Genomic DNA, 22,060 nt, shown 5'->3' with positions numbered 1-22,060 from the left:
ATCCTGACTACGCGCTTTTCAGAACGCGATGTTTTTTAAGGGCTTTGACGATCTCACTGATGACCATACGCGGATGTCTGCGATCAGTGCGCAGTATCATATCGGCGGTGTCGCGGTAGAGTGGATCTCGTTTTTCTAAAAGGGTCTCTAGTGTCTTGCGAGGATCTTGGGTTTGCAGCAGAGGACGGTTGCGATCACGCGCGGTGCGCTCAATCTGCTGATCAATACTGGTTTCTAGGTAGATAACGAAACCACGGCTGCGGAGGAATTCTCGGTTGGCTGGGCGCATCACAGCACCACCGCCCGTCGCTAAGACGATGTCATCTTGCTGAGTGATTAGATCGATAACCGTCTGCTCGCGATCGCGAAAGCCCTCTTCACCCTCAACATCGAAGATCCAAGGAATATCGGCGCCAGCACGGTCAACAATCACTTTATCGGAGTCAATAAACTCCAATTTCAGCTCGTTAGAAAGCAAACGCCCTATGGTGCTCTTTCCAGATCCCATAGGGCCAATTAAAAATATTTTCAAAAAACAGCCTTACACTACCGCACGTTCAGTGACTCACGAATCAGTTTCGGGGTAATGAAGATCAACAACTCATCTTTAAACTCTGATGTTGACCTATATTTGAATGCATTTCCGACAACTGGTAAGTCCCCAAAAAATGGGACTTTTTCTCTACCTGTTCGAGAATCCGTCTTGAATACTCCACCAAGAACAATAGTATCACCGTCTCTAACAACTACAGAAGTATTCAGTGTATTTTTCTCAACGTCTGTAGAAGTTGGGATTGGTGTTTCTTGGTTAATATTCAAATCCATCGCAATTCTTCCACCAGGATTTAACTGAGGTGTAACTTCTAGAGTAAGAAGAATATCGACAAAGTCAGAAATTGAATTTCCGTTCTCATCTTGGGTAATAACTTCACGCGCGGTACCAGATGAAATTTTACCTACTTTACCGTTCATAGTTATAACTCGCGGCTGTGAAATCACTTCACCATCACCTGAGCTTTCTAGGGCAGCTAACTCAGCTTGTAACAAAAGAGAATTGCTCAAAAACCCAACCGCAAAAGCAGGGCCTGTTGCTGTTCCAAAGTCAACTCCCAACGAACCAGGTATAGCTAATGCAGAATCACCAAAATCTGTTTTACCTCCAAGCTGGATAGTATTTCCATTTGTCTCTAAGGTTTTAAACATTCCCCATTTAACACCGATATTCTCACTAAATGACGTGTTAGCTGTCACAATTCTTGCTTCCACCATGATCTGAGCGACTTCAACATCAAAGCGCTTCAGAGTACGGCGGATATCTTCGATGGCTGCGTTAGTCTCACGCACCATTAGGACGTTGGTTTGGTCATCAGCCAATACAAAACCACGCTCACTGATCAGATTGGCCGCCGAAAGATACTCTTTCATCTCAGAGGCACGGCGGTAGTCGATCTGGATGTATTCGGTTACCAGCGGCGCCAGCTCTTTAACCTGTTGCTGGTTTTCAAGCTCTTGACGTTCACGATCGGCGATTTGTGTTGCATCGCCCACTAGCATGACGTTACCCACGACACGCTTATCCAGCCCGTTGGTCTTCAAAATAATATCCAGCGCCTGATCCCAAGGGACATTCTTCAAACGAAGCGTGGTATTACCACTCACTTCATCGCCTACCACTAGGTTCTTCTCTGCCACTTCCGCAATGATCTGAAGGACTGATCGCACCTCTACATTTTGGAAGTTTAGATCGATCTCTTCACCGGTAAACGGGAACAGATCTTTCTGAAGATCCGCTTGAGCACTCAACGAGATCGGTTTGAAATCTAGCACTAGTTGGTTGTTGGATTGGTACGCGAGGTAATCGTAAGGGTCGCTAGAGGGCAGAATCAAAATTGCCGCACTGCCATCAGCATTCATCGAGTCGATAAAGTTAATCGGTGTCGCAAAGGCTTTGACATCAAGCTTTTGAGACAGCCCGGGTGCCAAGGTTGCCCCGACCAGATTAACAATGACGCCGTTACCCTCTTCGATAATATCCAATCCAGCACGATCGTCACTCAGAGAGATCGTCACCCGACCTTGATTGCCTTCTAGGCGTTCAAAATCGACACCCACTACTCGTGTTGTGTCATCTACAGTGGTTTTTTGAGCAGGAGCTGCTTTAGATGCCGTTGCTGCAGTAGCGGCTGAAGCTTGAGTTGAGTTACCCATTGAGAGGATCAATTGATTGCCCTGCACTGAGGTTTGGTAGCCAACCGATTCCGTCAGCTCGACAACGACACGAAGGCGATCGTTGGTTTCTGCAAAACGCAGTTTTGATACGGGACCAGAGCCAACACTGATTGAACGATCCAACTGCTCAGATTTATCAACACCCCACAAATCAACCACCAACCTCGCAGGTGTATCCACTGCGTAAATTTTTGGTTCGGCCGGTTGATCCGTGAAGTCAAACCTCAACTCTGTCTGATTGCCCGGCAGCGCAGTCGCAACCACAGCATTTAACGTTTGCGCCGACGCCATCGTCGACATAAGCATCAAAGTGACCAGAGTAACTAAACGCTGAACCGACATATTTAATTTCCATCTCTTCATATTCATGGCTTACTCCAATCCCGGCAGTTTGACGACTCTGGGTCTGCTCATCCAGCCGCCGCGGCCGTTCGATACAATCTCTTTCAACTCAATACCGCGTTCATCAATATTCACTACAACACCATAATCGATGCCCATGCGAGCACCCATTTTAATCTGATGCACTTCAGAGTTACTGTCTCTGACTAGGGCGATCAATTGACCATCCATTGGCGAGGTAATTGTCCCTACCATCTGCAACTGCTCAACCGGAAACTCTTCCAAGTACTCTTTAATACGATTGAAATCAGGCATGATTGTTGGTGCAACCACGACCTCATCGTCATCGAGAAACTGTTGTGGCAATAGCGGTACAAAGGGATCACGCTGCCAAGGTCCTTCATAAACAAAGGCTTCGTAGGCGATCAGCTCAGGCAGCGGTTCAATGCCACCTCCAGGCGCCGCCAGCTTCTCACGAACAAAGAGTTTAAGGTCCGACGAATCATCTACCCAGATACAACCCTGCAAAAGAGATGCCAATAGCGCGATGAGAGAGAGATGTTTGATTGTTCTATTCATCACATCACTCCTCATCATCATAGCGGTAAGTTTTAGCGCTGATGCTCATGGTCAAAAGATCACCATTGGCTGGGCTAAGGTTGAAATCATGTAGGGTTACGATGCGCTTAACGCTGGCAACACCCGACACGAACTGACCCATCTGATGGTAGGTACCTTTAACCTGAATGGCGATCGGTAGCTCGACATAGAATGAGGCTTTGCGTTCTGGCTGCAGCGCGATGGAGTCTATTTCAAGTCCCGCGTTTCGACCTGTCGCACTGATATCCTCGAGCAGACCCGGTACCTCTTTCTCTGTTGGCAGTTGCGCCAGCATCTCAGCAAAGCGCAACTCAACGTCCGCCATTTGACGTCTCAGTGCATCCAGTGAGGCCACTTGGTAGGACTTCGCTTCAAACTGAGTTTTGAGTGTCTGCTCTTTACCAATCTCTCTGTCGAGCGACTCTTTTTGATCCATCACTAAGAAGTTAAAGCCGACACCATTAATAACGATGAACAAAAGAGCAAACGCGATCGCTTTTACGCCATAAGGCCAGCTCCAAGCTTCGGACAGATCTAAGTTATTGATGTCAAAACCGCGAAACGCGCGTTCAAACTTCTGTTTTAGGGAAACTGAGCTCATTGTGCAGCCTCCTCAACATTGGGGCGCTCAAGCGGCACTCGCAAATTAAAACTCTTCAAACCATTCTGTGTCGCGACTTTCGACAACGAGGGCTCACCAAACCAGATGGAGTCATTTAATGTGCGCATCAACGACGAGACATCTTCATTAGCAACCGCAAGGCCATTGATCGACATCTCTTGGCCAGAGCGGTTCAATGACTGGTAGTGAATGCCATCAGGCATAACCTCTACCAACTCATCAAAGGTGCGAACAATAATAGGACGTGTACCCTGCAGCTCTTGAATTGCAGTCAGTCGTTCTAGCAGGCGTTCACGCTTATTTTTAAGCTCTTGTATCTCTTTCAGTTTGACATCTAGGCGCGAAATTTCGCTGGTTAAATAGGCATTTCGATCCTGCTGCCTATTCAACATAACTGTTAGGTAGTAGTAACTCGCTCCGACAATCGAAGCGGCCAACAGAGCAGTGACGATAAGTTGTGTGTAGAAACGTTTTTGCAGGAAAGCATTTCGCTCTTCACGCCAAGGTCTCAGGTTAATGGTTCTCATATTGCCCCCCGACACCACGCAAGGCTAAAGAGAGTGCTTTAGTCAAAGCGTTCTTCTCGGCATTTAATCGATCCATATTAATCTGGGATGCAATCTCTACCCTCTCAAACGGATCTAAACCATGAACCCTGATACCTAACTCACTACTCAATTTATCTTTAATACCAGGTAGAGAGGCTAGACCGCCCGTAATATACAGTGTCGATAACTGCTCTTGGGACCCCGAAGCTGAATAGAACTGCAAAGCTCTAGAGACCTGCTGAACCGCTGAATCAGCAAAGCTCTCCATGAGACTGATAAGCGAGGGATCTAGTTCACCGTGTCGCAGCTGTGCAGCCAATTCATCATGCGGCAGCTCTGTGTAGAGTTGCAGTTGCTGCAGTAGTTCCTCGCCCCCAAAGGTATGCTCACGATGGTAGCTAATCAAGCCATCCTTAAAAGCGTAAAAGGTAAGATTATGAGCGCCAAAATCGACAATCGCACAGGCTCTTCCAGGCACCAGCTCTTCTGGTGGGAGTGCGCGTTCATAGACATAGGTATCTACATCAACCACATCGCATTGGAGCCCAGCCAAATCTAGGCAATCCTCTCGAGCAGAGACGCCGTCGCGACGACAAGCGACAATCCCAATTCGATTAAATGCCGGATTACCTTGCACAGGCCCTAGCACCTCGAAATCCAGTGCAACATCCTCTATTGGATAGGGGATAAATTGATCGGCTTCAATTTTAACTTGCTCTTCAAGGTCAAAGCCGTAGAACAGTTCAGAAATTTGAATCTCTTTTGTGATCACGTCAGAGGCGGCTACGGATGTGATGGCTCGCGTGGCTTTCACACCCGCCAGACGTTGTGCTTTGACAATGGCATCGGCAACCTCTTCAGGTTTCTCAATACTGCCATCTACAAAGGATTTTTCTGGCAGAGAGATGACGCCAAAGCCGTCCAGCACAGGCGTCTTTCCACGAAAGCTTAAAGCAACAAGCTTAAGAGAGGAGTTCCCGATATCAACTCCCAAAACACTTTGTTTGTTACCACCAAAGAGTTTGAACACAAAAATACCTAATAATTAGTGGATATTATCTAACTTCACTCTAGACTAGGTCACAAAAGTTACAAGTGACATTATGGACCTAAATCAAGTTCTCGTTATAATCCTAGCTCAATTTAAGAAATTTGCAGATTAATGCGCATAATTAAAAAAATTATTAAATGGTTGATGGCACTGGCTGCAATTGGATTGCTGGGAGCCGTTTTGGCAGCCGGCGGAATCTACTACTACTTTAGCCCACAATTGCCTGACGCTGAGACCCTGCGTGAGGTTGAGTTTCAAACCCCTCTGCGCGTATACAGTGCAGATGAAAAGTTGATTGCTGAGTTTGGAGAAATGCGCCGAACGCCAATCAGCTATGCCGATATCCCGCAACACTTTATCCATGCTCTTCAAGCCGCAGAGGATGCACGATTTTTTGAACACCAAGGGATCGATCTTCGCGGGCTTTTTCGTGCAGCCTTTCAGCTAGCAACTTCTGGCAAAATTCAGAGTGGCGGCTCGACCATCACCATGCAGGTGGCTAAGAACTTCTTCCTAACGCGCGAGCGTACCTTTGAGCGTAAATTTGTTGAGATTCTGTTAGCACTCAGCATTGAACAATCACTCTCTAAACAAGAGATCCTTGAGCTCTACATCAACAAAATCTATCTAGGCCACCGATCGTATGGCATACAAGCCGCCGCACAGGTCTACTATGGCAAAACCATTGATCAGCTCAACATCGCTCAACTGGCAATGATCGCAGGTTTACCTAAAGCGCCATCAGCCTATAACCCCATTACTAACCCGCAACGAGCCCTCGAACGTCGTAACTGGATTCTTGGTCGAATGCAGGAGCTAGGCTTCATTACAACGACTGACTACTCCGACGCGGTCAATCAACCGGTTACGGCTAGCTACCACGGTGCTGATATTGAAATCCCTGCGCCTTACGTTGCAGAGATGGTTCGTGCGGAGCTCTATGAAACCTACGGTGAAAGGATCTACACCGAGGGTATGAAAGCCTACACGACCATTGACAGCACCATGCAGCGCAGCGCCAATCAAGCGCTCAGAACGGCGCTGCTGGCTTACACGGAACGCCACGGCTACCGTGGTCCAGAGCAGCATTTTGATCTAACAGAGATTGAACCCTCTGCACTGCAGAAAAAACTTAAAGCGACACCAGCCTATGGCGGACTTGAGGCGGCTCTGGTGAAAGCGGTGGATGATTCTGAAGCGACGCTACTACTTGGTGATGGCAGCGAAACGACGCTGCGCTGGTCAGGTATCAGCTGGGCTCGAGCATATAAAGGGGTTAACTCAACCGGCTCTGAACCGAAAAAAGCATCCGAAGTGCTGGCTGTTGGCGATATGATTCGAATTCGCCAAACCGCTGAAGGCTGGCGTCTCTCGCAACTGCCCGAAGTGCAAGGTGCGTTCATTGCCATCAATCCTGAGAATGGCGCAATTCAATCCCTAACCGGCGGATTTAGTTTCTATCTAAACAAGTTCAACCGAGCCACTCAAGCGTACCGTCAGCCGGGTTCTAATATTAAACCTTTTCTATACAGTGCCGCTCTGAGCAATGGCTACACTCCGGGGTCAGTAATCAATGACGCTCCCGTTGTTTTCCATGACGTCAGCCTAGAGGGTAACTGGCGGCCTGAGAACGATAATGGCAAGTTTGGCGGTCCGACTCGACTTCGTGAGGCGCTATACCGGTCACGTAACCTAATATCCATTCGTCTGATGCGAGCTTTAGGTATCGAAGAGACGCGAAACTTCATACTCGGTTTTGGTTTTGAAGAGGATAAGCTTCCTAAAAACTTATCACTCTCGCTAGGCAGTGCTGATGCCACACCGCTTCAGGTTGCAACAGGATATGCCTCGATTGCCAATGGTGGATTCAAAATCAATCCTTACATCATTGAGTCGGTGCTAGACCGTGAAGGACTACCTCTGTTTGCTGCCAATCCGAGTATTGCCTGCGGTAGTTGTCCTGAACGCCAGCAAGCAGAGTTAATCGCTCAAGAGCTCGCCGACATGGCTTCCAATGATACAGCTTCTGAGGCGCAAGCCAGCACCGAGAGTGACCCGCAACTAGTGACGTTAACGGGACAACCTCTCGCTGAACGTCTGCTAGATGAACGCACCGCTTACATCATTCACGACATGATGCGCGACGTCATTAAAAAGGGTACTGGTCGTCGAGCACTGGCTCTGAAACGTGGTGACCTAGCTGGCAAAACGGGAACAACCAATGATCAAAAAGACTCTTGGTTCAGCGGTTTTACCCCTAAATTGAGCGCAACGGCTTGGGTCGGCTTTGACCAACCGTCTCATCTAGGTAAGCGCGAATGGGGTAGCACGGCTGCACTGCCTATGTGGATCGACTTCATGGGAGATGCTCTTCGTAACATCCCTGAAAGTTACCTGCCTGAACCGGCAGGTATTGCGACGGCTCTGATTGATCCTGCGACAGGACTACTAGCTTACGAAGGACAGAAAAACGCTTACAACGAGATTTTCAAAGAGGAGCAGGTACCGACTGAGGTCGCTCCTAAACCGGGCAGTGAAGTAGCTCCTCCTACTTCTGAAGAGCTGTTCCGATAATCCGTTAAGTTCTGTAATGTGTTTAACACAAAAAAAGGGAAGCCAGTGGCTTCCCTTCTTATTTACCTCAGAGTGATTAGCTCAGTGGGTAGTTCTCTGGCATGCCTTTAACGGCAACACCTGAATCGATCGCTGCTTTAGCCACTGCGTAAGATACCGCGCCCAAAAGACGTGAATCTGTCGCTTTCGGCAGAATGTATTCACGACCGAACTCTAGGCTCTCTAGGCCGTAAGCATCCAGTACTTCTTGTGTAACAGGTTGCTTAGCAAGTTCTGCTAGTGCGATAACGGCTGCGGCTTTCATCTCTTCGTTGATCGCTGTTGCACGAACATCTAGAGCGCCACGGAAGATGAATGGGAAACCTAGCACGTTGTTTACCTGGTTAGGGTAGTCTGAACGACCTGTTGCCATGATGACATCTTCACGAGTCGCGCGAGCAAGTTCTGGCTTGATCTCTGGATCAGGGTTTGCACAAGCGAAGACAACAGGATTAGTTGCCATCTTAGCTAGGTTCTCTGCTGAAAGCAGATCAGGACCTGATAGACCAAGGAATACGTCAGCGCCATCGATAGCATCTTCAAGTGAACGTTTATCCGTTTCAGTTGCGAAGATCGCTTTCTCGGGAGTTAGATCATCACGACCCGAGTGGATAACACCCTTACGGTCGATCATGTAGATATTCTCGTTGCGAGCACCCATGTTGATCAACAGCTTCATACAAGCACTTGCTGCAGCGCCAGCACCAAGACATACAATCGATGCCTCTTCTAGCTTCTTACCAGCAAGCTCAAGTGCGTTGATCATACCGGCAGCGGTAACAATCGCAGTACCGTGCTGGTCATCGTGGAAGACTGGGATGTTACAACGCTCGATCAACGTGCGTTCGATTTCAAAACACTCTGGTGCTTTGATGTCTTCTAGGTTGATACCACCGAAGGTATCAGCGATGCGAGCGACAGTATCGATAAACGCCTGTGGGCTCTCAGCATCCACTTCGATGTCGATAGAGTCGATGTTTGCAAAACGTTTGAATAGAAGCGCTTTACCTTCCATGACTGGCTTAGAAGCCAATGGACCTAGGTCGCCAAGACCCAAAATAGCAGAGCCGTTTGAGATAACGGCAACCAGGTTGCCTTTGGCTGTGTAACGGTAAGCATTTTCAGGATCTTTAGCGATCTCACGCACTGGCTCAGCAACACCTGGAGAGTATGCAAGAGATAGGTCGCGTGAAGTTTCAGCAGGTGTAGATAGTTCTACGCTGATTTTACCTGGCATTGGAAACTCATGGTAATCCAGTGCTGCCTGTTTAAAGTCTTGAGACATTGTAGAATCCTGAATGGTTATAGGCCCATAGGCATAATGCAGATAGGCTAAGTTATGTTCTAGTTAAAGGTCGTTGTGGGATGATATAAAAATAACCTCTCGGTAGAAAGGTCTATTCTTGGAAACTGTCTAAGCAATTGGGCTTATAACCGTTTCACATTTTGATATGCCGTTTATCTAAAACCGGCAGCAAAAAGGGTTTAAATCGCGAGCCCGGCTTTAAAGAGTCACGGCGATCCAAAATCCAGCCTCGCACCTCCAGTGAGTTGCCCAATGTAAAGGAGAGACTCCTGTTCCACTCTTTCGGTATGCGAACCGCCAATCGATCATCCAGTTCGACGTAGAGGTACTTTTTAGCCTGATCAATCTTGGTAATGCGTCCCGACACCAAATTGAAACCACCCTGTTCAATCTCTTTAGCGGCAGCAATGGATTTTGACCATACTCCTTTTCCTAGAGTTCTTGGTCTCTTTTCGGATGAGAAGAGACAATCCGCTAGTCGATCATTAGGGGGAACACTGATCGCCCAACCCAAACCCTCGTGGATCAAACGTTGCGAGAGCGTTTTCGATCCATCGAACAAGTAGCCCAATACACGACCGTAACGATCTTTAGGCTCACGTCCGAAATAGAGCTGCAAAGATTCTGACTCGTTTACCCAAGATTGCAATTGGCGTTTAGCCTGCAGGGCCCCCTCTTCAGCCCTTGGCTTTGAGTAGAGCTCAGGGGTATTAACGCCTATCAAGCGCACCTTTCGCCCATCGGTTAGATGAACGGTATCGCCATCGACCACTTTGGCTACCCGTACCGATTCAGATGCACCTTGTGGGGTACAACTACTCGCTTGCGCTGACTGACAGGCAATAAAAAAGGCACTCGCGATGAGTGCCTTTTTAATGTTCTGCATGCAGAGACCCAAGTTACTTCTTGAGGCTGCGAGCACCGAAGCGCTTGTTGAAGCGATCCACTCGACCACCGGTCTGAGCTTCTTTCTGCTTACCAGTGTAGAAAGGGTGACACTGACTGCAAACGTCGACAGCCATTGTGCTCTCTTTCATAGTAGAGCGAGTTGTCATTACGTTACCGCAAGAACAGTTGAAGGTAACTTCGTTGTACTCTGGGTGGATACCAGCTTTCATAGTATTAAACCTCTATGTTTTATGTGCCGCCACTTAACGCTTGATGCATATTTTATGCTGCTTAAGCACCGCACGACTGACGAAAAATTCGCCGGGAAATGTCAAGGCGCGCAATTATACGCAGGCACTGTACGAATAACAACCACTGATCACCCAATACCTTGAAGCCGCTATTTCCAACTGCCCGATGGGTGCTAGACTTGCCCTTCGCTTATTAGACATTTTGACCATGATCGTACGTGTTGCACTACCGGTACCCCTAAACCGTCTGTTTGACTACGCCATTCCGCAAGGAGTGGCTGTGCCCGCTATCGGAGCTCGTGTGCTGGTCAAATTCGGGCAGCGCAGCTTGATAGGGATGATTCATAGTCTTAGCGAGCAGACCGAGGTGCCACTAAATAAGCTGAAACCTTTCGAAGCGTTACTCGATCAGGAGCCCCTCGTCGATGATGAGCAGATACAACTCGGTGAGTGGGCGGCAAGCTATTATAAGTACCCACTGGGCGATGCCTTAATTCACCTTCTACCCAACTTAGCACGCAAAGAGCAGCACCCCTTCTCTGAGCCCGATTACTGGCGTTTAACCGAGCACGCCGATATTGAATCGCTGCCCAAACGGGCCGTCAGACAGCGTGCCCTGTTTACACTGATTGAGAATCGACAGCCAATCAGCACATCCGCAATTAGAGAAGCTGAATTCACGTCACAAGTGCAAAAGGCACTGATTGAATCGGAGCAGATCGAACCCTGTGAAGCGCCTTTAATCGGTGCACAGCTGGTCAACACTGTCCTACCTAGCGTTGCAGGCTTGGCACTGAATGCTGAGCAACAACGAGCAGTTGATCAGATCAAACAGAGCGAGGGATTCAGCCCAATTCTATTAGTCGGCGTGACCGGCTCGGGAAAAACCGAAGTCTATCTACAATCGATCGAGCAGGCGTTGGCCGACGGCAAGCAAGTGCTGATTTTGGTGCCCGAGATTGGCTTAACCCCACAACTGGTTGAGCGCTTTACTGCTCGCTTCAACACGAACATTGCTTCACTGCACTCAGGCCTTACGGATCGAATGCGCTTTGAGGCTTGGCAGTCGATCCGGTCCGGGGAGACATGCATCGTCATTGGTACACGCTCAGCGATCTTCATTCCTTTTGCTAATCTTGGGATGATCGTTATTGATGAGGAGCACGACCCATCGTTTAAACAGCAAGAGGGTTTCCGCTATCACGCACGAGACCTTGCTCTGGTTCGTGCAAAACAGCTTGATATACCGGTCATCATGGGCAGTGCGACACCGGCACTGGAATCGCTACTTAACGTTCAACAGGGCCGCTTCAAAGAGTTACAACTGACACAGCGTGCGGGTCGAGCAGCGGCGCCCAGCTTTGAGCTGTTTGATACGAAAGGTGTTGAGTTAGATACTGGCCTCGCTCCAGAGATTATCAGTCGCATTAACGATCACATTACCCTTGGCAACCAAGTCCTGGTATTTATCAACCGCCGCGGCTTTGCCCCAACGCTGACCTGTCAGGATTGCGGATCAACCGTTGACTGTACACGCTGTGATGCACGCATGACGCTGCACCGCAAACCACCAAAGCTGCACTGCCATCACTGTGATCGACAAACCCCTATCCCGCGCCACTGTCAGCACTGTGGCAGTGATCAACTAAGACCGGCCGGTAGCGGTACGGAGAGAATCGAACAGAGATTGTCAGAGCTATTCACCCATACCAGCATCAAACGTGTGGATCGTGATTCAACCCACTCTCGCCAAGCCTTTGAGTCCTTGATGAACGAAGTTAACAGTGGCGATCCATGCATCTTGGTCGGTACTCAAATGCTGGCCAAAGGCCATCACTTTCCGAACGTCACACTGGTCGTCATCGTCAATACCGACGCAGGCCTATTCAGTGCCGATGTTCGTGGCATGGAGCGTACCGCGCAACTTATTATGCAGGTTGCCGGCCGAGCGGGGCGAGCGGAACGTCCGGGCGAAGTGGTGTTACAAACCCACCAGGTTGATCACCCTCTACTAAACACCTTGGTAACCTCTGGCTATCTCACCTTTGCAGAACAGGAGTTGATGAGTCGCAAACAGGCTCAACTTCCCCCCTTTGCTTTTCAAGCGATTATCCGTGCTGAAGCGAAAAAACAGGGCTGGGCCGAAGCACACCTTATGCGTTTAAGGAGATCCCTAGAGGCTACCTACCCAAGAGAGCAGCTTCCGATGATCAGCGGCCCCTTCCCCTCCTTCATGGAGAAGCGTGCTGGCATGTATAGAGCGCAACTGATGTTCACGGGAGACTCTCGCACGTCGATCCAAGGCACTCTAAAAGCAGCACAAAATTGGTTAGAGCAAGACAAAGAGTCGAGTCGCGTTCGCTGGAACATCGACATTGACCCTGTCGATAGCTTTTAAGGGCTGCAAAACGATATAATGCAGCCAACTTTGTAGTGACAGACTACACCATCGATCTATTTCACTGAGTAAAGACATGAAAGAACAGATAGCGCTCCTGTTAAACGGCGCCATTGAAGCACTGAAAGCAGAGGGCAAACTCCCTGCTGATCTTGAGCCAAACATCCAAGTTGAAAACACACGTGACAAAGCGCATGGAGATCTTGCGACCAACCTTGCGATGACACTGGCCAAACCGGCTCGCCAAAACCCACGCGCTATTGCAGAGATGATTTTGCAAGCTCTTCCAGCTTCAACGGTCGTTGATAAAGCTGAGATCGCTGGTCCTGGCTTCATCAACTTCTTTGTCAACGATGCTGCAATCTACTCAGTAGTTGCCGATGTACTGGAGCAGACTGACCAGTTTGGCCGCAGTAAACCAACCAGCGATGATCGTGTACAGGTAGAGTTTGTCTCTGCTAACCCAACAGGACCATTGCACGTAGGTCATGGCCGCGGTGCCGCTTACGGTGCAACACTGGCCGACCTACTGGAAGCCGGTGGTATGAACGTTGAGCGTGAGTACTACGTCAACGATGCGGGTCGCCAAATGAACATTCTGGCGGTCAGCGTCTTTCTTCGCTACCTCGAGTTGCTTGGCGATACCATCACCTTCCCAGCCAACGGCTACCAGGGTGAGTACATTCGTGACATCGCTGCTAGCTTAAAAGCCACTCAGGGTGATGCACTGCAGTGTTCACTCGATGATCTCTATCTCGATGTCCCTGCTGATGAACCGGCCGGCGGCGATAAAGAGCTTCACATCGATGGGCTTATCGATCGCGCTCAAAACATCCTTGGCGCACAGTACAGAACCCTATTCGATGCCGGCCTGGACTCTATCCTAGGCGATATTCGCGAAGACTTGGGTGAGTTCGGCGTGAACTATCAGTGCTGGTTTAGTGAGCGCTCACTTACTTCCAGCGGTGATGTTGATGAGGCACTGAAACGCCTTGATGATAAGGGCTACCTCTACGAAGAGGGTGGCAATATCTGGTTCAAATCGACCGATTTCGGAGATGATAAAGATCGTGTGGTTAAACGTGCCAACGGCCAAACCACCTACTTTGCCTCTGACATCGCCTACCACATGAACAAGTTTGAGCGCGGCTTCCAAACGGTCATTAACGTCTGGGGTGCCGATCACCACGGCTACATCACTCGTGTCAAAGCGGCCATTCAGGCACTTGGATACGATCCAGAGCGTCTGGTCGTGAAACTGGTTCAGTTCGCCATACTTTACCGTGGTAGCGAGCGCGTTCAGATGTCGACTCGTTCCGGTTCATTCGTCACACTGCGTGAGCTTCGCGACGAGGTGGGCAATGACGCTTGTCGATTCTTCTATGTCACTCGCAAAGCCGATCAGCACATGGACTTTGACCTAGACCTTGCCAAGTCAGAATCTAAGGATAACCCTGTCTACTACATCCAATACGCACACGCGCGCATCTGTTCGGTACTGCGCAAATTAGAGAGCGAAGGGATGGCTTGGGATCAAGCGATGGGCTTAGCATCACTGGAGCGTTTGGATAGCGAAGCGGAGCGTGACCTTGTCACCGCCCTAGGTAAATATCCAGAGACGGTTAAACAGGCTGCAGCCAACTTCGAGCCCCACCAACTGGCTAACTACCTGCGTGACCTCGCGTCGGACTACCACACCTACTACAACGGCCATAAGATGCTGATTGAGGATGAAGCACTGCGTAATGCACGCATCACGCTTTCCGTGGCGGTGCGCCAAGTCATCGCAAACGGTCTCACCATTTTGGGTGTATCGGCACCTGAACAGATGTAATCATGTCGAACCGAGACTTTGCATCCAAACCCAAGTCAAATAAGCCTCGAGCTGGTGCCACTCGTACCACTTCGAGCGCTCGCAAAACACCGGCTGCTCCTCAACCTTCAGGAGTATCTGCAGGTTTAGTGCTTGCTGTTGTCGTGGCTTTGGGTCTGCTTGCTGGTCTGATCTTCTTTTTGATTAAACAACCGGCACCAACGAGCAATAGCAAAGCGGTTCAGCAGGTTCCAACACTGGAGCCCGTGATTCCCGCTAAAGTCGAACCCCGACAACCTGGGGAATCTCTGCCTTTAGATAACATCGACCTAGAGTCACAGGATGAGCGGTTTGGTTTCTACAAGCTATTAGAAGAGAGCGAAGTCCAAACACCTGAAGAGTCAGCCTATGTTTCGACCCCCAAAACGGCTTCACTGGATGCCGTTTACCGACTGCAGACAGGCTCATTCCGCAATGCACGCGATGCTGAAGCTCAGCGTGCACGACTGGCACTTTCTGGCCTGCCAAACGTGACCATGTCCCGTACAGAGGGGAGCAACGGCGTTTGGTACCGAGTATCGACTGGAAACTTCTCGACCTATAACGAGTTAAAAAGCGCCACAGCCAAACTCGAAAAGCTGAACATCCACCCAGTTAAGCGCAAAGTAAACTACCCTTGAAAACGGGCGATTCATCCCAATAAATGCAGATAAGCTTATGATTGGGAAAATCTCTAATGACCACTATTGTTTCTGTTCGCCGCGGTGATCAAGTCGTTGTAGGCGGCGACGGCCAAGTCTCTCTGGGTAATACCGTAATGAAAGGTAGCGCCCGTAAAGTTAATGTCATCGATAAACACAAAGTCATCACAGGCTTTGCTGGAAGTACTGCCGATGCGATTACTCTTCGCGATCTATTTGAGCAACAGCTTGATAAACACCAAGGCAACATTGTGAACGCGGTTATCCACCTTGCTCGCGAGTGGCGCTCGGATCGAGTGTTGCGTCGTTTAGAGGCCTTGATGCTGGTGGCCAACTCTGAGAAGACCTTTCTTATCTCCGGCAGCGGCGATGTGATCGAACCTGAAGACGGTGTTATTGCGATCGGTTCAGGGGGTAACTATGCCCTTGCTGCAGCTCGCGCGCTGGTCGATAACAGTGAACTAAACGCACGTGACATCGTTGAGAAGAGCCTTCAGATCGCAGCAGATATCTGTGTCTTCACTAACGCCAACCTAACCATCGAACAACTCGAGTCTGTCGCTTAAGGAGCCTTTTATGTCAGCTATGACCCCTCGCGAGATCGTATCAGAACTCGATCGTCACATTATTGGTCAGGATTCCGCTAAGCGCTCTGTTGCAATTGCCTTGCGTAATCGTTGGCGCCGCATGCAACTGAATGAAGAGATGCGCGGAGAAGTTACCCCAAAGAACATTCTTATGATTGGTCCAACCGGTGTGGGTAAGACTGAGATTGCACGTCGTTTGGCGAAGCTTGCCAACGCTCCATTCATTAAGGTTGAAGCGACAAAATTCACCGAAGTCGGCTATGTGGGTCGTGATGTTGAGACCATCATCCGCGATCTGGTCGACCAATCGATCAAAATGCTGCGTGAACAGGCGATCGAGAAGAACAAGTTCCGTGCTGAAGAGGCTGCAGAAGAGCGCATTCTGGACGCACTGCTACCTGAAGCACGCCCTATCGGTAGTGAAGAGCTAGACAAAACAGACTCAGCAACCCGCCAAATCTTCCGCAAAAAGCTGCGTGAAGGTCAGATCGACGATAAAGAGATCGATATTGAAATTGCTCAACCCAAAGTTGGTGTTGAGATCATGACACCACCAGGCATGGAGGAGATGACGAATCAGTTGCAGAGCCTCTTCGCCAACATGGGGCAGGATAAGAAGCAGTCGCGCCGTCTTAAAGTATCAGAAGCCTTCAAGCTTCTAACCGAAGAGGAAGCCGCTAAGCTGATTAAAGAGGACGACCTCAAACAGCAAGCGCTAGAAGCGGTAGAGCAGAATGGCATTGTCTTCTTAGATGAGATCGACAAGGTGTGTAAACGCGCCGAGTCTGGTAACGCTGACGTATCACGTGAAGGGGTACAGAGAGATCTTCTACCACTAATCGAAGGGTGTACGGTCAGCACGAAGCACGGCATGATCAAAACCGATCATATACTGTTCATTGCGTCAGGCGCCTTCCACTTGGCTCGCCCATCAGATCTGATTCCAGAACTCCAAGGTCGCTTACCGATTCGTGTAGAACTGGAAGCACTGACACCAGAAGACTTCTCTCGTATTTTGACCGAGCCCAAAGCCGCTCTTACAGAGCAATATAAAGCCCTGATGGCTACTGAAGGCGTTTCGATTGAGTTTACTCAAGAGGGGATTCAGCGCATCGCCGAGCTCGCCTGGTCGGTGAACGAGAAGACCGAAAACATTGGAGCACGACGTCTGCACACGATGATGGAGCGCCTACTTGAGGAGCTCTCTTTCAGCGCTGCGGATAAGAGTGGTCAAACCGTCGAAATTGATCGTAACTTTGTAGACCAATACCTTGGTGAACTGAGCGCCGACGAGGACTTGAGTCACTACATTCTGTAATACGAGGTTACCCCATGAGTTCTGTGCCCATGCCTAAACAGATCCATCTTCACAAGCGCTCTAAGACTCTTGAGTTGGTTTATGAAGATGGCAACTATGAGCTGACCGCAGAGTTTTTGCGTGTTCATAGCCCCTCTGCAGAGGTTCGTGGGCATGGCATTGGTCAAGAGGTCCTTCAGACTGGCAAGCGCTTGGTTGGACTTAAAGGTGTCGAAGCAAGCGGCAACTATGCTCTGAAGCTGATCTTTGATGATGGGCACGACTCTGGGCTCTATACCTGGGCCTACCTCCACGACCTAGCGCACAATCAACAGCAGTATTGGAGTGATTATCTCGCTCGACTTGATGCAGCCGGTGCTAGCCGAGACAACGGAATGATTGCGATAGGTTAACGACAAGCTCCCACTCAGTCGTTACAATAGCCCCATTGAACAGTTAAGTGGATCCAACCCCATGTCAGACAATCAGAAAAACACCACGCACTTTGGCTACCAAGAGGTACCGGTTGATGAAAAAGTTAACCGTGTTGCCGACGTATTTCACTCGGTAGCCGCTAAGTATGACGTGATGAATGATCTGATGTCGGGCGGTATTCACCGTATTTGGAAGCGCATTACGATCGAAAGTTCCGGTGCTCGTCCTGGACATAAAATTCTCGATATCGCTGGCGGAACAGGTGATTTAACACGCCGCTTTGCACAGATCGTTGGCCAATCAGGCAAGGTGGTGTTGGCGGATATCAACGACTCCATGCTAAAAGTGGGTCGCGACAAACTGATCGATAAAGGCGTTGCGGGCAACGTTGAGTACGTTCAAGCCAATGCCGAATGCCTCCCTTTTGAAGACAACACCTTCGATATCATCACCATCGCCTTTGGCCTCCGCAACGTGACCGACAAAGACGCTGCACTGCGCTCTATGAATCGGGTACTGAAGCCAGGCGGTAAATTGATGGTGTTGGAGTTCTCTAAAACTGAGAACCCACTACTGACAAAAGCCTACGACTTCTACTCCTTTAATCTACTGCCGAAAATGGGGCAGTTGATTGCTAACGATGCCGAAAGCTACCGCTACTTGGCAGAATCGATTCGCATGCATCCTGATCAAGAGACTCTGAAAGGGATGATGGACAGTGCCGGCTTTGTTCAGACGCGTTACCGCAACCTGACCCAAGGCATTGTCGCACTTCACACTGGGATTAAACCCTAACAGAGTCGGTTGAGAGGAGAGGTTTATGAATCTGATCGATGCGACTCTAACAGGCTCCATTGAATCAGCGATAAACGCTTATCTCGCTACGCGTCCTAGCGCTCGTAACACGCTCAGCAAGCTCGCCGGTCAGAGTTTAGGAATCACCCTGATACCACAAGAGCTGAGAATCACACTGATTTTTAGCGATGACCAAGTCGCCGTCATGCGTGAATTCGATGGCGAACCTACCACTCATTTAACGGGAGCAGCCTCAGATCTGCTTAAACTACTGAATGACCCCAATAGCGTCATGTTCGGCCAAGGCGTCGAGGTAAAAGGCGATTCCGCGCTGCTACAACGCCTCTCTCACGCATTTGATAACCCAAGCCTAGACTGGGAAGCTTGGTTAGCAGATCAAATCGGTGATCTTCCTGCCGCTATAGTTATGAAGCCGATCAATCAGTCGATCGAGTGGGCAAACAGCAGTCGTCAGACACTGACAACGACCGCCAAAGAGTACCTCCAAGAGGAGATCAACTTGCTGCCAACGCGCGTTGAGTTTGAAGGGTTTATTGACGACACTCGACAACTGAAGCAGAGAGCTGAGTTGATCGAGCGCCGTTTAGAGAGGTTGTTAAAAGGCGCTTAGAAAGGCTTCACAACAACAAAGATAAGTATCGGCACGAAGATGAGTAGTGGTAACTCATTAAAGAGTCGAAAGTAACGGCCACTCTGAGTAAGCTCATCGCGCTTTAGTCTCTGTAAGTAAGATCGACACCAGAAATGGAAACCGATCAAAAAACCAACAAACAGCAATTTAGCGTGCATCCAGCCACCGCTAAAGCCATATCCTAGCCATAACCAGAGCCCTAAGCCCAGTGTGAAAATCGCCATAATGGTCATAAAACCGTAGAGTTTTGACGCCATAATCGACAAGCGCGCAACATCTTGCCCTGCAGCCTTACCCTCTACATAGTGCACGAATATACGAGGTAGATAGAAAATACCGGCCATCCAGCTCGTCATCGCCAGAATGTGAAACATCTTAATCCAAAGCATACAAACTCCTTAAAGGCTTACCAGGGTATTGAAGAGCCATCCCAAGCTAAAAATTGACCACTCTGCCCCCCGCGAGCACTCTCCATAACATCCAGTAGCGCACTGGCGGCAAAGGTCGTAGTAAAGAGTTTACCTTCCGGTACTCTGGCCTGAAAGGGTTTAGACAGTTCTGTATCGGTTGTACCTGGGTGCAGCGCCAACAGTTGAACCTTAGGGTGAGTTCTTGCAAGTTCGATACTGAGGGTTTTAATCAGCATATTCAGAGCCGCTTTAGATGCTCGATAGCCGTACCAACCGCCTAGTTGGTTATCGGAAATACTGCCAACACGTGCCGATAGAAAAGCTATCTGCAGCTCTGACTGACGCGGAATAAGACGCATCAACTGGGCCAGAAACGCCATTGGGCCGAGGGCATTGACCTGCATTACTTGTGTCATCCAATCAAGATCTATTTCGCGCAGAGACTTCTCTGGACGTTGAGTCTCGTTGTGCAGCAAACCTTGAGAAAAAATGATTCTAACGGGATCAAATTCAAGCTCTTTCAACTGATCGATACAGGGCTTAAAAGTATTAGTATCGGTTAGATCAAGGACTATCGGCTCGTCACCCGATGAGGATCTTGTAGTTGTGAGCACTCGAGTGTCAGGGCTGCGAATGGTGGACTGTTCAGCAAACGCCTGACCAATTCCGCCACTGCCTATGATTAAAAGATCGGCCATGGTGCGTCCAAAATTAAAAGATACGCGTTAAACAGCGTTCTGGATGCAAACTGCTGTCAGGTTCTCTAACCCGCAAGGGCCTGACGTTTTCTCTCTAAGCGGATTGAGTAGCTGAAGGTCAGAACTAACACGATCAAAGAGCCTAAAATCACACCTGGCCAGTGCCAGATCGACCAGAAGGGCTGCAGATAGAAACCACCCAGACTAGCGCCGAGGTAGTAGAAGAGTAGATAGAGTGAAGAGGCGCTCGCTTTGGCATGCGTTGCTTGCTTGCTGACCCAACTGCTGGCAGTAGAGTGGCTAAAGAAGAAGCCAAAGCTATTAATTAAGAAGCCGATGATGATCATAATGAGCGAATCAAACAGAGTGACACAACTGCCCACCGCTAAAATGGCAATACCCAACGCCATCGCTCTCGGCTGAGAAAGATAGTCTGACACTTTGCCCGAAATGGCTGAGCCAAAAGTGCCGGTCAGATAGGTCAAAAACAACATACCCAGCAGACTGGCAGGCAAGTTGTAGGGATCATCCGCCAAAACGAAGGTAATGTAGCTGTACTGATTAATGAAGATAAAGAAGTTGAGGCCGCCAATGAGATACGCGCTCAGCAACATCGGATTGGAGAGGTGATCGCCCATTGATCGTAGCATGGGGCCTACTCTTAACGGTCTGGATTCAAAGCGTTTCGATCTAGGTAGCAGATAAACAAAGGTCGCCACGCAGGCTAGGCTGATCAGCGCCATCACTAGAAAGGCGCCTTGCCACCCCAATGACTCACCCACAAAGCCACCAATTAAGCGACCGCCAATTCCCCCAAGGGTGTTACCGCCAATGTACAGACCCACCGCCAAAGAGAGTGCGCGTGGAGTAAATTCATCGTTCATGTAAGCGATAGCAATGGCAGGCAACCCACCTAATAAAAGCCCTTGAGCGGCCCGTAGTATTAGAAGTTGGTGATAGCCTTCAACCTGACTCAACGCAAATCCACAGCCCATCACACCCGCCAGCGTCAGAATCATGATGCCTCGACGCCCTAAAGAGTCTGACAGTGCACCGTAGAACAACAAGGATAGACCCAAGGTCAGCGTAGTGATGGTGAAGGTCCAACTGGCCTCTAGCGCTGAGACCTGAAACTCTTCGGCTAGGGTCGGTAGGAGAGGTTGAGTGATGTAGACATTGGCAAAAATCATGAACGACCCTAAACAGAGGGCCAAGGTGGCACGCCAATATTCGCGGCTGTTCGCTTCAATCATGGTTAATCTGCAATCCGTGCAATGAATGGGCGAAGCCTACTCCTTTAGATCGGTAGTGACAAACCCAACAACTCTGAATACTATTTGCGTTCAATTTTTTAGGAGACACCCATGCTGTCAGTTAACTCTTACTTTGATGACAATGTAAAATCGATCGGCTTCGAGTCAGCCGACGGTCCTGTGACCTCTGGTGTTATGGCACCGGGTGAATATACGTTTGGCACTAGCCAGAACGAAGTAATGAAGGTGGTACACGGTGAACTGGTTGTTCGCCTCCCTGAAGCCACTGAATTCCAAAGCTTTCCAGCTGGCAGCCAGTTCAATGTTCCCGCTAACAGCTCATTCGATGTCAAAGTAGCAACAGCAACTGCTTACCTCTGCTACTACAGCTAACCGGCATTTTTAAAAGGCCCTCTTCTTAAAGAGGGCTTTTTTATGTCTAAATGTCCCGTCCTGAAATAGGTTTACACATTGAGGACCTATTATGGAAAAGGCAATAACACCAAGGCGCAAGCGTACCCAACGCGATTACACATTGGGCTTTAAATTGCAGGTTGTTAACGCAGTTGAA

22 protein-coding genes are annotated in these 22,060 nt (G+C 49.3%); 10 read left to right on the top strand and 12 right to left on the bottom strand.

The window, feature by feature from the left end; all coding sequences use genetic code 11:
- Nucleotides 1-7 precede the first annotated feature (7 nt).
- From aroK to pilM, 6 genes are read right to left on the bottom strand one after another with little or no spacing between them, the layout of a single operon-like run.
- Nucleotides 8-532, bottom strand: coding sequence for a shikimate kinase AroK (gene aroK / locus XMG59_RS10035; protein ID WP_305792067.1), 525 nt, complete (start codon nt 530-532; stop codon nt 8-10).
- 14 nt (nt 533-546) lie between these two features.
- Nucleotides 547-2,598 (bottom strand): type IV pilus secretin family protein, encoded by a 2,052-nt coding sequence (gene pilQ, locus XMG59_RS10030; protein ID WP_254447107.1) that lies wholly within the window; start codon nt 2,596-2,598, stop codon nt 547-549.
- Nucleotides 2,599-2,601: 3 nt separating this feature from the next.
- A complete protein-coding gene (locus tag XMG59_RS10025; RefSeq protein ID WP_173480110.1) occupies nt 2,602-3,150 on the bottom strand; it encodes a pilus assembly protein PilP in 549 nt (182 codons plus the stop codon).
- A 4-nt stretch (nt 3,151-3,154) separates the two neighbouring features.
- On the bottom strand, nt 3,155-3,772 hold the full coding sequence (locus tag XMG59_RS10020) for a type 4a pilus biogenesis protein PilO (protein ID WP_173480109.1): 618 nt from the start codon (nt 3,770-3,772) through the stop codon (nt 3,155-3,157).
- Nucleotides 3,769-4,320, bottom strand: a complete 552-nt coding sequence (locus XMG59_RS10015) for a PilN domain-containing protein (protein WP_173480108.1) — start codon at nt 4,318-4,320, stop codon at nt 3,769-3,771. The genes XMG59_RS10020 and XMG59_RS10015 overlap by 4 nt, the downstream gene beginning before the upstream one ends.
- Nucleotides 4,307-5,371: a type IV pilus assembly protein PilM gene (pilM, locus tag XMG59_RS10010; RefSeq protein WP_173480107.1), complete on the bottom strand. Its 1,065-nt coding sequence runs from the start codon at nt 5,369-5,371 to the stop codon at nt 4,307-4,309. The genes XMG59_RS10015 and pilM overlap by 14 nt, the downstream gene beginning before the upstream one ends.
- 132 nt (nt 5,372-5,503) lie before the next feature.
- Between pilM and XMG59_RS10005 the strand changes: the two genes are divergently transcribed.
- Nucleotides 5,504-7,966, top strand: a complete 2,463-nt coding sequence (locus XMG59_RS10005) for a penicillin-binding protein 1A (protein WP_173482765.1) — start codon at nt 5,504-5,506, stop codon at nt 7,964-7,966.
- A gap of 76 nt (nt 7,967-8,042) precedes the next feature.
- Here the strand turns inward: XMG59_RS10005 and XMG59_RS10000 are convergent, their stop codons facing one another.
- The 3 genes from XMG59_RS10000 to rpmE form a co-directional block, all read right to left on the bottom strand.
- Nucleotides 8,043-9,290, bottom strand: coding sequence for a malic enzyme-like NAD(P)-binding protein (locus XMG59_RS10000; RefSeq protein ID WP_173480105.1), 1,248 nt, complete (start codon nt 9,288-9,290; stop codon nt 8,043-8,045).
- 154 nt (nt 9,291-9,444) lie between these two features.
- Entirely contained in the window at nt 9,445-10,197 is a 753-nt protein-coding gene (locus tag XMG59_RS09995) for a thermonuclease family protein (RefSeq protein ID WP_173498643.1), read from the bottom strand.
- Nucleotides 10,198-10,210: 13 nt separating this feature from the next.
- On the bottom strand, nt 10,211-10,429 hold the full coding sequence (gene rpmE, locus XMG59_RS09990) for a 50S ribosomal protein L31 (RefSeq protein ID WP_173480103.1): 219 nt from the start codon (nt 10,427-10,429) through the stop codon (nt 10,211-10,213).
- A gap of 229 nt (nt 10,430-10,658) precedes the next feature.
- Between rpmE and XMG59_RS09985 the strand changes: the two genes are divergently transcribed.
- The 8 genes from XMG59_RS09985 to XMG59_RS09950 all read left to right on the top strand — a co-directional run bounded on the left by XMG59_RS09985 (nt 10,659) and on the right by XMG59_RS09950 (nt 19,107).
- Nucleotides 10,659-12,848, top strand: coding sequence for a primosomal protein N' (locus XMG59_RS09985; protein WP_217363731.1), 2,190 nt, complete (start codon nt 10,659-10,661; stop codon nt 12,846-12,848).
- Nucleotides 12,849-12,924: 76 nt separating this feature from the next.
- On the top strand, nt 12,925-14,682 hold the full coding sequence (gene argS, locus XMG59_RS09980) for an arginine--tRNA ligase (RefSeq protein ID WP_173495605.1): 1,758 nt from the start codon (nt 12,925-12,927) through the stop codon (nt 14,680-14,682).
- 2 nt (nt 14,683-14,684) lie between these two features.
- Nucleotides 14,685-15,341: an SPOR domain-containing protein gene (locus XMG59_RS09975; protein WP_173489002.1), complete on the top strand. Its 657-nt coding sequence runs from the start codon at nt 14,685-14,687 to the stop codon at nt 15,339-15,341.
- A gap of 56 nt (nt 15,342-15,397) precedes the next feature.
- Nucleotides 15,398-15,928, top strand: coding sequence for an ATP-dependent protease subunit HslV (gene hslV, locus XMG59_RS09970; protein WP_173480100.1), 531 nt, complete (start codon nt 15,398-15,400; stop codon nt 15,926-15,928).
- Nucleotides 15,929-15,938: 10 nt separating this feature from the next.
- The gene (gene hslU, locus XMG59_RS09965) at nt 15,939-17,267 is read left to right on the top strand and encodes an HslU--HslV peptidase ATPase subunit (RefSeq protein ID WP_173480099.1); all 1,329 of its coding nucleotides are present in this window, start codon (nt 15,939-15,941) and stop codon (nt 17,265-17,267) included.
- A gap of 14 nt (nt 17,268-17,281) precedes the next feature.
- Nucleotides 17,282-17,659 (top strand): gamma-butyrobetaine hydroxylase-like domain-containing protein, encoded by a 378-nt coding sequence (locus XMG59_RS09960; protein WP_173480098.1) that lies wholly within the window; start codon nt 17,282-17,284, stop codon nt 17,657-17,659.
- 61 nt (nt 17,660-17,720) lie between these two features.
- Complete coding sequence (gene ubiE, locus XMG59_RS09955) at nt 17,721-18,476, top strand: bifunctional demethylmenaquinone methyltransferase/2-methoxy-6-polyprenyl-1,4-benzoquinol methylase UbiE (RefSeq protein ID WP_173480097.1); 756 nt, start codon at nt 17,721-17,723, stop codon at nt 18,474-18,476.
- Between the two features lie 25 nt (nt 18,477-18,501).
- A complete protein-coding gene (locus XMG59_RS09950; RefSeq protein ID WP_173498642.1) occupies nt 18,502-19,107 on the top strand; it encodes an SCP2 domain-containing protein in 606 nt (201 codons plus the stop codon).
- Here XMG59_RS09950 and XMG59_RS09945 read toward each other — a convergent pair.
- From XMG59_RS09945 to XMG59_RS09935, 3 genes are all read right to left on the bottom strand, one after another.
- A complete protein-coding gene (locus XMG59_RS09945) occupies nt 19,104-19,517 on the bottom strand; it encodes a CopD family protein (RefSeq protein ID WP_173480095.1) in 414 nt (137 codons plus the stop codon). The two genes, XMG59_RS09950 and XMG59_RS09945, sit on opposite strands and share 4 nt — an antisense overlap.
- Before the next feature lie 17 nt (nt 19,518-19,534).
- On the bottom strand, nt 19,535-20,236 hold the full coding sequence (locus XMG59_RS09940; RefSeq protein WP_173480094.1) for an SDR family NAD(P)-dependent oxidoreductase: 702 nt from the start codon (nt 20,234-20,236) through the stop codon (nt 19,535-19,537).
- Nucleotides 20,237-20,301: 65 nt separating this feature from the next.
- Complete coding sequence (locus XMG59_RS09935) at nt 20,302-21,489, bottom strand: MFS transporter (RefSeq protein WP_173480093.1); 1,188 nt, start codon at nt 21,487-21,489, stop codon at nt 20,302-20,304.
- 111 nt (nt 21,490-21,600) lie between these two features.
- On the opposite strand from XMG59_RS09935, the gene XMG59_RS09930 reads away from it, so the two are divergent.
- The gene (locus XMG59_RS09930; protein ID WP_173480092.1) at nt 21,601-21,882 is read left to right on the top strand and encodes a pyrimidine/purine nucleoside phosphorylase; all 282 of its coding nucleotides are present in this window, start codon (nt 21,601-21,603) and stop codon (nt 21,880-21,882) included.
- The last annotated feature ends 178 nt before the right edge of the window (nt 21,883-22,060 follow it).

The organism is Marinobacterium sp. xm-g-59 (assembly GCF_013283315.1).
Taxonomy (GTDB): domain Bacteria; phylum Pseudomonadota; class Gammaproteobacteria; order Pseudomonadales; family Balneatricaceae; genus Marinobacterium_E.
This window is presented reverse-complemented; position numbering and strand designations above follow the sequence as displayed.